Genomic DNA, 13,244 nt, shown 5'->3' with positions numbered 1-13,244 from the left:
CTGTGACTCTGCATACCAAACAGGGCTGAAGTTCCAGCACGTTCTGTTTGGTGTGCAGTGGCTCCCTGACCCGCAGGAAGCCAACCGTTTTTAAATCAGTGAATACCGCCAATGCGACTCAGTCGCACGCCGGTCGGCCACTGTCCTTCCTGTTTCTCAAAGCTCATCCAGATAGCAACCGCTTTGCCGACCAGATTCTTCTCGGGCACAAAGCCCCAGTAGCGGCTGTCGGCGCTGTTATCACGGTTATCGCCCATCATGAAGTATTGCCCCTGCGGCACAATCCACGTGGCCTGCGGCTGACCCGGCTGCTGATAATACATGCTCGCCTGGCTCTGCGCTTCGTTCACCAGCAGGATATCGTGCGTGACGTTGCCCAGCGTCTCTTTGCGCGTGCCAAGACGCAGGCCGCCCCGCAGCGTTTCGCCCTGCGGCACCTGGTAGAAACCGTTGCCGGTTTCGTTACCATCAAAGCCGCTGAAGGTCTGGATGAAATCGCTTGGCTCAATGTTGGTATAGGTCACCGGCAGCGCCGTGTCACACTTGCCCGAGCCGCAGCCTGGGTTGATGGTCAGCGTTTTGCTGTAAGGATCAAACACCACTTTGTCGCCCGGCAGACCGATCACGCGCTTGATGTAATCCACGCTCGGATCTTTCGGGTATTTGAACACCGCGACATCTCCGCGCTGCGGATGGCCGGTCGGGATCAGCGTGGTTTGCGTGATCGGATCTTTGATGCCGTAAGCAAATTTCTCCACCAGGATGAAGTCGCCAATCAGCAGCGTCGGCATCATCGAGCCAGAAGGGATCTGAAACGGTTCGAAGATAAACGAGCGCACGATCAATACCACCGCCAGCACCGGGAACACCGACGCTGCGGTTTCAACCCATCCCGGCTGCGCGGCCACTTTGGCCAGCGTTTTGCTGTCGAGCGAATTACCTGCCTGAGCCTTTGCCGCCGCCTGCTTTGCCCGGCGCGCCGGGGCCCACTTAAAGCGATCGATACACCAGATGATGCCGGTTAACAGAGTGGCAATCACCAGAATCAGGGCGAACATGTTAGCCATTAAAGTTCCTTATTTGCTGTCTTTACCGACATGCAGAATGGCAAGGAATGCTTCCTGCGGCAGCTCAACGTTGCCGACCTGCTTCATTCGCTTCTTACCTTCTTTCTGCTTCTGCAACAGCTTTTTCTTACGGCTGACGTCACCGCCATAGCATTTCGCCAGGACGTTTTTACGCAGCTGCTTCACTGTTGAGCGAGCGATAATGTGGTTGCCGATTGCTGCCTGAATCGCAATATCGAACTGCTGGCGCGGGATCAGATCTTTCATCTTCTCCACCAGCTCGCGGCCACGATACTGTGAGTTATCACGGTGCGTAATCAGCGCCAGCGCATCAACGCGTTCTGAGTTAATCAGGACGTCGACGCGCACCATGTCAGAGGTCTGGAAACGTTTGAAGTTATAGTCCAGCGACGCATAGCCGCGCGACGTTGATTTCAGACGGTCGAAGAAGTCGAGTACCACTTCTGCCATCGGAATCTCATAGGTCAGCGCAACCTGTTTGCCGTGGTAAACCATGTTAGTCTGCACACCGCGTTTTTCGATACACAGCGTAATGACGTTGCCCAGAAACTCCTGCGGCAGCAGCATATGACACTCAGCGATCGGTTCGCGCAGTTCAGCAATATTATTCAGCGGCGGCAGCTTCGATGGGCTGTCGACGTAAACCACTTCTCCGTCAGTGGTTTCCACTTCGTACACAACCGTTGGCGCGGTGGTGATCAGGTCGAGATCGTATTCACGCTCCAGACGCTCCTGGATGATCTCCATGTGCAGCAGGCCGAGGAAGCCACAGCGGAAGCCAAAGCCCAGCGCGGTGGAGCTCTCTGGCTCATAGAACAGTGAGGCGTCGTTCAGGCTCAGCTTGCCCAATGCATCACGGAAAGCTTCGTAGTCGTCAGAGCTTACCGGGAACAGACCGGCATACACCTGTGGCTTCACTTTTTTAAAGCCCGGTAGCGCTTTATCCGCTGGATTGCGCTGCAGCGTCAGGGTATCGCCCACCGGTGCGCCGAGGATGTCTTTGATGGCACACACCAGCCAGCCTACCTCGCCACACTTCAGCTCGGTACGGTCAATTTGTTTTGGCGTGAAAATGCCGAGACGGTCAGCGTTGTACACCTGGCCGGTACTCATTACCTTCACTTTATCGCCTTTGCGCAGCGTGCCGTTTTTGATACGGATCAGCGAGACCACACCGAGGTAGTTATCAAACCATGAGTCGATGATCAGCGCCTGCAGCGGGCCTTCCGGATCGCCTTCCGGCGGCGGAATGTCGCGCACCAGACGTTCCAGCACATCCGGCACGCCGACGCCGGTTTTCGCCGAGCAGCGCACCGCATCCGCGGCGTCGATGCCGACGATATCTTCAATCTCTTCCGCCACGCGCTCCGGGTCAGCCGCAGGCAGGTCGATCTTGTTCAGTACCGGTACCACTTCCAGATCCATTTCCATGGCGGTATAGCAGTTCGCCAGCGTCTGCGCTTCAACGCCCTGACCTGCATCAACCACCAGCAATGCCCCTTCACAGGCCGCCAGCGAGCGGGAAACTTCATAAGAGAAGTCAACATGGCCTGGGGTGTCGATAAAATTGAGCTGGTAAGTTTCACCGTTTGGCGCGTGGTAATCGAGCGTAACGCTCTGCGCTTTAATGGTGATGCCGCGCTCGCGCTCAAGATCCATCGAATCCAGAACCTGCGCCGCCATCTCACGATCGCTCAGGCCACCGCAAATCTGAATCAAACGGTCAGAGAGCGTTGATTTGCCGTGGTCAATGTGAGCGATAATGGAGAAATTTCGTATGTGCTTCATTTATATGAATATCTTCACGTAGAAAATCAGTTGAAAACGTGAGCACAGACACATTCAGGCAAGTAAGCTTTACCCGGAACCCTGTCAGCCTCATTAATGACGACGCATATTACACTGTTAACGCCGCGCGTTAAAGAATGGAACTGCGGGGAATCGCAACAGAATTCAGCGATTAAGGCGAAATGAAAAGGCCGCGCAATACGCGGCCTGAACGGGGATCAACGGGGGTTTTCCACTCGTAGCGCATCAGGCGGGAGCGCAACGCTGAGAATCACCGGCTGGAACGCTTCGCGATCGCCAAACCGGCTGGAAACCCCTTTGGCAACAATAAAGCCGCCAACGCCCCCCAGCAGCGCACCGCAGGCCGCCGCGAGGTCGCTATGGAACAGCATCTGGAACAGGCCCGCGACCAGGAACAGACCAAACAGCGGCGTCATATACACCAGCAGCGCAGAACCGAGCAGGCTGCTTTCACGAATGCCCAGCTCAATGCGCTGGCCCGGCTGCAGCGGCTCCGGACTGGCGATGGTCATGACATGGGCGTTTTTCGGTCCCAGCTGGTTGAGCGCATGGCTGCCGCAGCCTTTGCGTGCTGAACAACTGTTGCAGGAGGTTTTCGCTTCCGAATGCAGGGTTGCAACGCCCTTTTCCCACGCCACCACGGTGGCCCATTCTCTCATCATTTTGTGGTACCTGAATCTATGCTGTCCGCGATACGTTTGGCGGTGTTCGGCGGCAATTCGCCCACCACGGTAATTTCACGATTATCGCGCACTTCGGTCTGCACCGTACGACGCCCAGTGCGCAATGACTGTGGCGAACTGCTTTTATCGGCAGGCGTGATGTTAATAGCGAAACTGAACAAGCCATCGCTGTACAAACGGGATTCCACGGTTTTGTTCATCTCCGGAATGTCACGCCGGCTTTGCGAAATCAGCTTCATGCCGGCCGGTAACCAGCCTGGCTGCCAGCTGAGCTGCACTTTGTCGCCTGCCGGTAACGACAGCGACGGCGGCAGATTGGCTTTTTCCAGCCCCTGCATCAGATTGCGCACGCCTTCATCGACGGCAAAACTGATGACGCGGAACTGCTCCAGCGTCTCGCCATCACGATCCAGCAAATCAATCCGCAGCGGCAGTTTGGTATCGACGTCCAGCCACACTACGTAGCTGTAGCGCGTGCCGTCACGCGACACGATGCGCACCACTTCGCACATCTGATCGGCCATGCGTGAGCGCCCTACCGGAATAAAATCGTAGGCATCGCCGAGGCGCGAGAAGTCAGCGAACATCAGCGCCGGCAGCGCATCAATAATGTGGTTGCCCGGCAGTGAGAACGGATCGAGACCCGGTTCGAAATAGCTGATGTCGTTGCCGCGCTGGATCACCTCACGGCGCGGTCCGTCCATCTGTAATAGCTGAGCGAACACGCGATTGTCGATGACCGCATGGCGGTAACGCAGGGATTCAATGCCCAGACGCGAGACATTGATATAGGCGAATTCGTAGTTGAGGTTCTGGCTGGCCTGCTCCATCTGCTGTAACAACGCCCCGGACGCAGATGTCTGCGCCGGGGCGGTAGATGACCAAAGCAGGCTGCCTGCCAGCAGGCTAACGGCACACCAAAGCTGCTTCATTACTGCTGTTGAGTTCCTAACGACTGAGTTCCGGGAACGTTAGCCTGCGCCTGTTGCGGCGCATTGCTTTCAAACTGCACCTGATCGGCATGCAGGCGGCGTTGCAGTTCGTAATCCTGCAGCATGGCATTCACGCGGCGACGCTGCTCCTGCACCTGCTGATTTGAGCTGTTGGTGTCAAAAGCATCAGACGGCACGCCCAGGCTGACCGGTGACGCTTTACCCATCATCGGTAAGGTATTAAAGGCTGGTGCATCCGACGTTTCCGTCGCGCTGCCCGCCGGTGAGCTGTTGTAGTGCTGCACACCGACGATCACCGCCAGCGACACACAGGCCGCCACACCGATCTGCGTGACCTGAGCAACCCAGCCGCCACCGCGACGCCAGAACGGCATTCTCTGCCAGCGCGACGGCTCCGGCTGTGCTTCCGGGATCAACGAAGTCACTTTGCGCACCGGCTCGTTTTCGATCGCGGCAGCAACGCGTGCGGAGATATCAAAATGCAGCACTTCGCCCACATCGCCCCGCAGGGTGTCGCGGATCAGATGGTAGCTCTCCCAGCTTTTTTGTAGATCTGCATCCTTCGATAACGACGCCAGCAGCTCGTTATCTAAAGTTTCACCATCCATTAAAGCGGAAAGTTTTTCTTTCTGCATGTTTTGGTACCCTTCCAGTAGCCGTTATCACTGACGTTGGATAAGCGGTTGAACTTTATTATCAATGGCTTCCCGGGCCCGGAAGATACGTGAACGTACGGTACCTACCGGACAATCCATGATGGCGGCGATCTCTTCGTAACTCAGACCATCCAGTTCCCGCAGGGTGATGGCCATACGCAGATCTTCAGGCAACGCCTCAATCGTCCGAAAAACAATTTGTTTCAGTTCGTCTGACAACATTAAGTTCTCAGGGTTCGAAATTTCTTTTAGCGCACCCGCACTTTCGAAATTTTCCGCGTCAATCGCGTCCACATCGCTGGACGGCGGCCGGCGCCCCTGAGCCACCAGATAATTCTTCGCGGTGTTGACCGCAATGCGGTACAGCCACGTGTAAAAGGCGCTATCACCCCGGAACGACTCCAGTGCGCGATACGCTTTAATGAAAGATTCCTGAACCACATCAGGCACATCGCCTGACGGGACATAACGTGAAACCAGGCTCGCCACTTTATGCTGGTATCGGATCACCAGTAAATTAAATGACTTTTGATCTCCTTTCTGAACCCGCTCAACGAGAACCTGATCCGTTAACTGCTCGCTCATCCGAGGTAATGTCTCCCCAAATCTCTTTTATGCGTAAGTGAACTGCCAGCACATCTCATTTATTGTGAGCAAGCATGCGCTTAGAGTCCCGTTCTGGCCTGAAGTTCACCACGACCTGATATTTTCTGTACCGGTGCCCTGACATCGTTGTTGTTGATGGTCTTTCAGTGTAGCGACTTACCGCACTGGTGGTGTCGTTGGCGGCACCGATAATCGCTGGCAGAGTACCCTATGACGCCGCATTTTTCACCTTTATTCCCTGAATTTTCAGCGTGTTTGGTATAAAAAACACTAATCGCTTATTTTCAGACATAACTTACTGAAATCGCATTACAATCTGATTATTGCGTCGAATTTTCCCGCGTTTTTTGTTCAAAATACTTCACACCAGCGGCGTCCGGGCTTATGCTCGGGGGACCTTTTGTTTAGTAAATTAAACATCATGAACCCCATTCCCGATCATAGCTGTGATGTACTGATTGTTGGCAGCGGCGCGGCCGGTTTATCTCTGGCGCTGCGGCTGGCACCGCATTATCAGGTAACGGTGCTGAGTAAAGCGCAGATTAGCGAAGGCTCCACGCTGTATGCACAGGGCGGGATTGCGGCGGTGTTTGATGAAAACGACAGCATTGAATCACACGTCGAAGATACGCTGATTGCCGGTGCAGGCCTGTGCGATCGCGAGACGGTCAATTTTATCGCCAGCAATGCGCGCCCGTGCGTACAGTGGCTGATCGATAACGGCGTAGCGTTTGATCGCGAGCCCCAGGATAACGGCAAGGCGCGCTATCACCTGACGCGCGAAGGCGGTCACAGCCATCGCCGTATCTTACACAGCGCCGACGCCACCGGGCGCGCGGTCGAAACCACGCTGGTCAGCCAGGCGCTCAGCAATCCCAATATTCGCGTTATTGAGCGCGCCAACGCGGTGGATTTAATCCTCTCCGATAAAATTGGCCTGCCCGGAACGCGGCGCGTGGTGGGCGCGTGGATCTGGAATCGCAATCGCGAACAGGTTGAAACCTGCCGCGCCCGCAGCGTGGTGCTGGCCACCGGCGGTGCGGCGAAGGTATATCAGTACACCACTAATCCGGATGTCGCTTCCGGCGACGGCATCGCGATGGCGTGGCGCGCCGGCTGCAGGGTGGCTAATCTGGAGTTCAATCAGTTTCACCCTACCTGCCTGTTTCATCCGCAGGCGCAAAACTTTTTGCTGACCGAAGCGCTGCGCGGCGAAGGTGCCTGGCTACTGCGCCCGGACGGTTCGCGCTTTATGCCGGATTTCGATGCGCGCGCCGAACTGGCACCGCGCGATATCGTGGCGCGCGCTATCGATCACGAAATGAAGCGCCTGGGCGTCGACTGCATGTATCTCGACATCAGCCATCAGCCGGCCAGCTTTGTGCGTGCCCACTTTCCGATGATCTATGACAAGCTGCTGACGTTTGGCCTCGATCTGACACAGCAGCCGATTCCGATTGTGCCCGCCGCGCATTACACCTGTGGCGGCGTGATGGTGGATCAGCATGGTCGCACCGATGTCGACGGGCTGTATGCGATTGGTGAGGTCAGCTACACCGGCCTGCACGGCGCTAACCGCATGGCATCAAACTCGCTGCTGGAGTGTCTGGTGTATGGCTGGTCGGCGGCCGAAGATATAGTGCGCCGTCTGCCGCAGATGCACGCCGTCGATCACCTGCCGGCGTGGGATGAAAGCCGCGTCGACGATGCCGATGAACGGGTGGTGATTCAGCACAACTGGCATGAGCTGCGGCTGTTAATGTGGGATTACATGGGCATCGTGCGTACCACCAAGCGGCTGGAGCGCGCCCTGCGTCGCATCACGCTGCTACAGCAGGAAATTGATGAATACTATGCGCATTTTCGCCTCTCCAATAATCTGCTGGAGCTGCGCAATCTGGTACAGGTGGCAGAGCTGATGGTGCGCTGTGCGCTGGCGCGCAAAGAGAGCCGCGGGCTGCACTTCACCCGCGACTACCCACATACGCTGCCCGAGGCACAGCCTACGGTACTGCAGCCGGTAGCCTAGCGGAACAGATAGAAATCGGTTACCAGGCTCAGCCAGTCCGCCGAATAGCTTTTATCTTCATCACGAATGGCGAGACGCTCCTGCACGAGTTCGCCTGCGGCAGGTGAAAAGCCCAGCACCAGCCGGTTCGGCGGTCGCTGCGCGTAAGGTGCCACATCATAGCGATAACGCAGATGCCAGCCTTCGGCACGCGCCAGTGCAATCAGGTTTTCGCCGGCATCCGCGGGCAGCACCACGCAAAACAGCCCCTCTTCTTCAATCAGCTGTGCCGCACAGCGCAGCAGGGTGGGATGATCAAGCGTTGCCGTGCTGCGCGCGGTATCGCGTTCGGCGCTGGCTGAGGCCATACCCGGGGTGAAAAACGGCGGATTGCTGACAATCAGCGAGTAGCGTTTTTCGGCCTGCTCACTCCAGCTGACGATGTCCTGCGCATGCACCGCGATGCGATGCGCCCACGGCGACGCGGCAACGTTCTCCTGCGCCTGCGCGGCGGCGCTGCGCTCCAGCTCGACGGCATCAATCCTGACATCATCCGGCGTGCGCTGCGCCAGCATCAGCGCAATCAGACCGCTGCCGCAGCCGATATCCAGTATGCGCCGTACGCCTGCCACCGGCGCCCAGGCGCCGAGCAGCACCCCATCGGTGCCGACCTTCATGGCACAGCGATCGTGCGCGACAAAAAATTGCTTAAACGTGAACCCATCTTTTCTTAACATCGCCCGCGCTGGCGGTTGCGGCTGAGACATACTTAACGACCATTGAATTTGCTCCTGCCGGAAGTGTAACGTGGTCGCGAAGTGAATTCACCTTCACCTGTGCAACACAAACAGATGAAGATTGTGGCTGAACTGTCTATAATCAGCGCCCCAAACTGAGGTAGACCATGACCGTAACCACATTCTCCGAACTCGAACTCGACGAAAGCCTGCTGGAAGCCCTGCAGGATAAAGGCTTCACGCGCCCGACTGCCATTCAGGCTGAGGCCATTCCTGCCGCGCTGGAAGGCCGTGACGTTCTGGGTTCGGCACCAACCGGAACGGGGAAAACCGCAGCCTACCTGCTGCCCGCTTTACAGCACCTGCTCGATTTCCCGCGTAAAAAATCAGGGCCGCCGCGCATTCTTATCCTCACGCCGACGCGTGAACTGGCGATGCAGGTTGCCGACCAGGCGCGCGAGCTGGCCAAACATACCCATCTCGATATCGCCACCATCACCGGCGGCGTGGCCTATATGAACCACGCGGAAGTGTTCAGTGAAAATCAGGACATCGTGGTCGCGACCACCGGCCGTCTGCTGCAGTACATCAAAGAAGAGAACTTTGACTGCCGCGCGGTAGAAACGCTGATTCTGGACGAAGCCGACCGCATGCTGGACATGGGCTTTGCGCAGGATATCGAGACCATTGCCGGTGAAACGCGCTGGCGCAAACAGACGCTGCTGTTCTCGGCCACGCTGGAAGGCGACAACATCAAAGATTTCGCCGAGCGCCTGCTGAACGATCCGGTAGCGATTGAAGCCGATCCAAGCAAAAGCGAGCGCAAAAAGATTCAGCAGTGGTATTACCGCGCCGACAACCTTGAGCACAAAACCAAACTGCTGGTGCATCTGCTTAAGCAGCCGGAAGTGAAGCGCGCCATCGTGTTCGTGCGCAAACGTGAGCGCCTGCATGAGCTGGTGACCTGGATGCACGAAGCCGGCCTGCGCAGCAGCTACCTCGAAGGCGAAATGGTACAGGCTAACCGTAACGAAGCGATCAAACGCCTGAATGACGGTCGCGTTAACGTGCTGGTCGCGACCGATGTCGCCGCGCGCGGTATCGACATTGATAACGTCACCCACGTCATCAACTATGACTTACCGCGCACCGCCGATGTTTATCTGCACCGCATTGGCCGTACCGGCCGCGCCGGACGCAAAGGTACCGCGATCTCGCTGGTAGAGGCACATGACCATCCGCTGCTGGGTAAAATCAGCCGCTACGTCAACGAGCCACTGAAATCGCGCGTAATCGATGAGCTGCGTCCGGAAACGCGTGCACCGAGTGCTAAAGTCACCGGTAAACCGTCGAAAAAGGCGCTTGAGAAGCGCAAAGAGAAGAAAGCGAAAGAAGAAGAGAAACCGCGCGTGAAGAAACGTCACCGCGATACTAAAAATATCGGTAAACGCCGCAAGCCAAGCGGCAGCAGCACACCGGAGAGCGGTGCGGAATAAAACAGCATCGCGGCAATTAAATCGCCTCCCTGAGGCGATTTTTTGCTTTCTGGCCTGCTGAAATCGCAGTTTCGCGGCGTAAAATCCCTCAGTCGGCCCTCTCCTCTCTTCAGGAAATAAAAAAAGCCGCGCCAGTAAGCACCGGCGCGGCTTGTATTGCTGTATGCGTTTTCGTCAGCCGATCAATTACAGGCTTTCGGTAAAGGTACGGGTGATAACGTCACGCTGCTGTTCTGGCGTAAGCGCGTTAAAGCGCACCGCATAGCCCGACACGCGAATGGTCAGCTGCGGATATTTTTCCGGATGCTTCACCGCATCTTCCAGCGTTTCACGGCGCAGCACGTTAACGTTGAGGTGCTGACCGCCTTCAACGCGCACCTGCGGTTTCTGCTCCAGTGGAATTTCACGGTAAGCAATCTCGCCAAGGTCGCTGACTGCAACAACCTGATCTTCCGTGAAATCGCCTTTTGCGCACAGGCAGCGGGCTTCGGCTTTCTCATTGTCCAGCAGCCAGAACGAATTCAGCAGCTGCGGATTTTGTGCCTGAGTAATTTGAATACCGGTAATCATAGAGGCCTCCAGGGCTTAGCGCTGCGTCAGGAGCACAGCGCGGTTCTTCGGGTTATGTGACGCTCTGGTATATCACCGCGCTGACCGGCTCGTTTTGACCTGTATCAATTTCGTCCGGCCAGAATTTTTGCCCCCACTCTAATAAATTGATTTATAATAATTTTTATCATTAACTTTTTCTGTAATTGTTCAACTTATTTTTACCCTTCTGCTGCCCCGCCGGACACGCTAAGCTAAAGACATCAATTTGCAGGGAGTCAATGATGGCTGAGAAGCTGACCTGGCACGATGTGCTGGCTGAAGAGAAAGAAAAACCTTACTTCGTGGAAACGCTGAAAGCGGTAGCCGAAGAGCGTGCGGCGGGCGTGACGGTCTATCCGCCGCAAAAGGACGTGTTCAACGCGTTCCGTCTCACCGAACTGGGCGATATTAAAGTGGTGATCCTCGGGCAGGATCCGTACCACGGCCCGAATCAGGCGCATGGCCTGGCGTTCTCGGTCCTGCCGGGCGTGGCCATTCCGCCGTCGCTGCTGAATATGTACAAAGAGCTGGAACAGGACATTCCTGGCTTTCAGCGCCCGCAGCACGGCTTTCTTGAAAGCTGGGCGAAACAGGGTGTGCTGCTGCTGAATACGGTGTTAACCGTGGAAGCCGGCAAAGCGCATTCGCACGCGCGTTTCGGCTGGGAAACCTTCACCGACAACGTGATCAGCGCCATCAACACCCATCGCGAAGGGGTGATTTTCCTGCTGTGGGGATCGCACGCACAGAAGAAAGGCAGCATCATTGATGCGCAGCGTCATCACGTATTGAAAGCACCGCATCCTTCGCCGCTATCGGCACATCGCGGCTTTTTTGGCTGTCAGCATTTTTCCAAAGCCAATGCGCTGCTGAGCCAGGCTGGCCAGACGCCCATCGACTGGACGCCGGTGCTGCCCTGAAAACAAAAACGGCCGCATCAGCGGCCGTTGTTGCACGGGAGCGGCTTAGCCTTTGGCTTTCGATACCGCAACCATCGCCGGACGCAGCAGGCGACCGTTGAGGGTGTAACCGCGCTGCATTACCATTAGCACGTGGTTTGGCGCCACTTCTTCAGACTCCATCATCGACATCGCCTGATGCACATCCGGGTTGAACGGCACATTAGTTTCGCCCACCACTTCCACGCCGAACTTGCGCACCGCACCCAGCAGTGATTTCAGCGTCAGCTCGATGCCTTCAATCATCGAAGCCAACTCGGTGTTCTCTTTATCCGCCACTTCCAGCGCGCGCTCCAGACTATCAATCACCGGCAGCAGTTCGTTGGCAAACTTTTCCAGCGCAAACTTGTGCGCTTTTTCCACGTCCATTTCGGCGCGGCGACGGATGTTTTCAATCTCAGCCTGCGCGCGCAGCTGGGCGTCACGCACGCCACCCTGCGCCTGCGCTAATTCCGCTTCCAGCTGGGCGATACGCTCATCACGCGGATCCACCTCAGTTGCTGTCTCCGCTTCCGGCTGCTGTTGTTCCTGTTGAATTTCGTCTGAGACTTGCTCGTTTGGGGTGTTCTGTTCTTTACTACTCATGAATTTCTCCGCGTTTTGCACATTCATCTCGCTGGTTGGCTTATTATGGGGATCAGTTTGACGGTTTCAAGTGAACCCATCACATTGCCTGGCCGTTTTGGCTTATGAGGAACACCCGCTAAATGAACAAACACTTTAACTGCATTGGGATCGTCGGCCATCCGCGCCACCCCACTGCGTTAACCACCCATGAAATGCTCTGGCGCTGGCTGACTGACAAAGGCTATGACGTGATCGTTGAACAGCAAATCGCCCGCGAGCTGAACCTGCAGGATGTGCGTACCGGCAGCCTGGCGGATATCGGCCAGTATGCCGATCTGGCGGTGGTGGTCGGCGGCGATGGCAACATGCTGGGCGCCGCGCGCGTGCTGGCTCGTTACGACATCAAAGTGATTGGCATCAACCGCGGCAACCTCGGCTTCCTGACAGATCTCGATCCGGATAACGCGCAGCAGCAGCTGGATGACGTGCTGCAGGGCGATTATTTCGTGGAAAGCCGCTTTTTGCTGGAAGCGCAGGTATGCAAAGAAGAGTGTTCGCCGCGCATCGGCAGCGCCATCAATGAAGTGGTGCTGCATCCGGGCAAAGTGGCGCACATGATTGAATTTGAAGTCTATATCGACGAAGTGTTCGCCTTTTCCCAGCGCTCGGACGGGCTGATTATCTCCACGCCAACCGGTTCAACCGCTTATTCGCTTTCGGCGGGCGGGCCGATTTTAACGCCGTCGCTCGATGCGATTGCGCTGGTGCCGATGTTCCCGCACACGCTGTCGGCGCGTCCGCTGGTGATCAACAGTAGCAGCACCATTCGCCTGCGTTTTTCCTCGCTGCGCAGCGACCTGGAGATCAGCTGCGACAGCCAGATCGCCCTGCCGATTCAGGAAGGGGAAGATGTGCTGATTCGCCGCAGCGCCAATCACCTCAATTTAATTCATCCCAAAAATTATAATTATTTTAATACTTTAAGCTCAAAACTCGGATGGTCAAAAAAATTATTCTGAAAAGGCCTGCCGGCTACTTTACTGGATAAAAAACCAGTTTATACTGTATGAAAAACCATATCTGTTTTTACA

The 13,244-nt window shown here is 56.3% G+C and carries 13 protein-coding genes; 4 read left to right on the top strand and 9 right to left on the bottom strand.

The features are described 5' to 3' along the window. Positions 1 to 95: 95 nt before the first annotated feature. The 6 genes from lepB to rpoE all read right to left on the bottom strand — a co-directional run bounded on the left by lepB (position 96) and on the right by rpoE (position 5,774). Complete coding sequence (gene lepB, locus C1N56_RS04905; RefSeq protein ID WP_394517193.1) at positions 96 to 1,067, bottom strand: signal peptidase I; 972 nt, start codon at positions 1,065 to 1,067, stop codon at positions 96 to 98. A 9-nt stretch (positions 1,068 to 1,076) separates the two neighbouring features. Beyond that, the gene (lepA, locus tag C1N56_RS04900) at positions 1,077 to 2,876 is read right to left on the bottom strand and encodes a translation elongation factor 4 (RefSeq protein ID WP_031279376.1); all 1,800 of its coding nucleotides are present in this window, start codon (positions 2,874 to 2,876) and stop codon (positions 1,077 to 1,079) included. Positions 2,877 to 3,094: 218 nt separating this feature from the next. Next, entirely contained in the window at positions 3,095 to 3,559 is a 465-nt protein-coding gene (rseC, locus tag C1N56_RS04895; RefSeq protein ID WP_394517192.1) for a SoxR-reducing system protein RseC, read from the bottom strand. Further along, entirely contained in the window at positions 3,556 to 4,512 is a 957-nt protein-coding gene (gene rseB / locus C1N56_RS04890; RefSeq protein WP_394517191.1) for a sigma-E factor regulatory protein RseB, read from the bottom strand. Before rseB ends, rseC begins: the two co-directional genes overlap by 4 nt. Further along, entirely contained in the window at positions 4,512 to 5,168 is a 657-nt protein-coding gene (gene rseA, locus C1N56_RS04885) for an anti-sigma-E factor RseA (RefSeq protein ID WP_394517190.1), read from the bottom strand. The genes rseB and rseA overlap by 1 nt, the downstream gene beginning before the upstream one ends. Before the next feature lie 27 nt (positions 5,169 to 5,195). Next, positions 5,196 to 5,774, bottom strand: coding sequence for an RNA polymerase sigma factor RpoE (gene rpoE, locus C1N56_RS04880; protein WP_010617748.1), 579 nt, complete (start codon positions 5,772 to 5,774; stop codon positions 5,196 to 5,198). A gap of 442 nt (positions 5,775 to 6,216) precedes the next feature. Between rpoE and nadB the strand changes: the two genes are divergently transcribed. Next, positions 6,217 to 7,824, top strand: a complete 1,608-nt coding sequence (gene nadB, locus C1N56_RS04875; RefSeq protein WP_394517453.1) for an L-aspartate oxidase — start codon at positions 6,217 to 6,219, stop codon at positions 7,822 to 7,824. On the opposite strand, the gene C1N56_RS04870 is transcribed toward nadB, so the two are convergent. Further along, on the bottom strand, positions 7,821 to 8,570 hold the full coding sequence (locus C1N56_RS04870; protein WP_394517189.1) for a tRNA(1)(Val) (adenine(37)-N(6))-methyltransferase TrmN: 750 nt from the start codon (positions 8,568 to 8,570) through the stop codon (positions 7,821 to 7,823). The two genes, nadB and C1N56_RS04870, sit on opposite strands and share 4 nt — an antisense overlap. 137 nt (positions 8,571 to 8,707) lie before the next feature. On the opposite strand from C1N56_RS04870, the gene srmB reads away from it, so the two are divergent. Then, the gene (gene srmB, locus C1N56_RS04865; RefSeq protein ID WP_021506515.1) at positions 8,708 to 10,036 is read left to right on the top strand and encodes an ATP-dependent RNA helicase SrmB; all 1,329 of its coding nucleotides are present in this window, start codon (positions 8,708 to 8,710) and stop codon (positions 10,034 to 10,036) included. 186 nt (positions 10,037 to 10,222) lie between these two features. On the opposite strand, the gene grcA is transcribed toward srmB, so the two are convergent. Beyond that, positions 10,223 to 10,606 (bottom strand): autonomous glycyl radical cofactor GrcA, encoded by a 384-nt coding sequence (gene grcA, locus C1N56_RS04860; RefSeq protein ID WP_021506514.1) that lies wholly within the window; start codon positions 10,604 to 10,606, stop codon positions 10,223 to 10,225. Between the two features lie 263 nt (positions 10,607 to 10,869). On the opposite strand from grcA, the gene ung reads away from it, so the two are divergent. Then, positions 10,870 to 11,547 carry a uracil-DNA glycosylase gene (ung, locus tag C1N56_RS04855; RefSeq protein ID WP_058775636.1) on the top strand — a complete coding sequence of 226 codons (678 nt, stop codon included), beginning with the start codon at positions 10,870 to 10,872 and terminating at the stop codon, positions 11,545 to 11,547. A gap of 45 nt (positions 11,548 to 11,592) precedes the next feature. On the opposite strand, the gene grpE is transcribed toward ung, so the two are convergent. Further along, positions 11,593 to 12,171: a nucleotide exchange factor GrpE gene (grpE, locus tag C1N56_RS04850; RefSeq protein WP_031279366.1), complete on the bottom strand. Its 579-nt coding sequence runs from the start codon at positions 12,169 to 12,171 to the stop codon at positions 11,593 to 11,595. Between the two features lie 122 nt (positions 12,172 to 12,293). Here grpE and nadK point away from each other — a divergent pair, with 122 nt between their 5' ends. Next, the gene (gene nadK / locus C1N56_RS04845) at positions 12,294 to 13,172 is read left to right on the top strand and encodes an NAD(+) kinase (RefSeq protein WP_058758272.1); all 879 of its coding nucleotides are present in this window, start codon (positions 12,294 to 12,296) and stop codon (positions 13,170 to 13,172) included. Positions 13,173 to 13,244 lie beyond the last annotated feature (72 nt).

The sequence above is a fragment of the Pantoea sp. SGAir0175 genome (assembly GCF_043547855.1).
The sequence above is the reverse complement of the archived record's forward strand: the minus strand, read 5'-3'. Positions and strand labels throughout refer to the sequence as shown.

What these genes read in the sequence shown, in the direction of transcription:
- lepB (WP_394517193.1), bottom strand. Translation starts at nt 1,067, where the DNA reads ATGGCTAACATGTTCGCCCTGATTCTGGTGATTGCCACTCTGTTAACC.
- lepA (WP_031279376.1), bottom strand. Translation starts at nt 2,876, where the DNA reads ATGAAGCACATACGAAATTTCTCCATTATCGCTCACATTGACCACGGC.
- rseC (WP_394517192.1), bottom strand. Translation starts at nt 3,559, where the DNA reads ATGATGAGAGAATGGGCCACCGTGGTGGCGTGGGAAAAGGGCGTTGCA.
- rseB (WP_394517191.1), bottom strand. Translation starts at nt 4,512, where the DNA reads ATGAAGCAGCTTTGGTGTGCCGTTAGCCTGCTGGCAGGCAGCCTGCTT.
- rseA (WP_394517190.1), bottom strand. Translation starts at nt 5,168, where the DNA reads ATGCAGAAAGAAAAACTTTCCGCTTTAATGGATGGTGAAACTTTAGAT.
- rpoE (WP_010617748.1), bottom strand. Translation starts at nt 5,774, where the DNA reads ATGAGCGAGCAGTTAACGGATCAGGTTCTCGTTGAGCGGGTTCAGAAA.
- nadB (WP_394517453.1), top strand. Translation starts at nt 6,217, where the DNA reads ATGAACCCCATTCCCGATCATAGCTGTGATGTACTGATTGTTGGCAGC.
- C1N56_RS04870 (WP_394517189.1), bottom strand. Translation starts at nt 8,570, where the DNA reads ATGTCTCAGCCGCAACCGCCAGCGCGGGCGATGTTAAGAAAAGATGGG.
- srmB (WP_021506515.1), top strand. Translation starts at nt 8,708, where the DNA reads ATGACCGTAACCACATTCTCCGAACTCGAACTCGACGAAAGCCTGCTG.
- grcA (WP_021506514.1), bottom strand. Translation starts at nt 10,606, where the DNA reads ATGATTACCGGTATTCAAATTACTCAGGCACAAAATCCGCAGCTGCTG.
- ung (WP_058775636.1), top strand. Translation starts at nt 10,870, where the DNA reads ATGGCTGAGAAGCTGACCTGGCACGATGTGCTGGCTGAAGAGAAAGAA.
- grpE (WP_031279366.1), bottom strand. Translation starts at nt 12,171, where the DNA reads ATGAGTAGTAAAGAACAGAACACCCCAAACGAGCAAGTCTCAGACGAA.
- nadK (WP_058758272.1), top strand. Translation starts at nt 12,294, where the DNA reads ATGAACAAACACTTTAACTGCATTGGGATCGTCGGCCATCCGCGCCAC.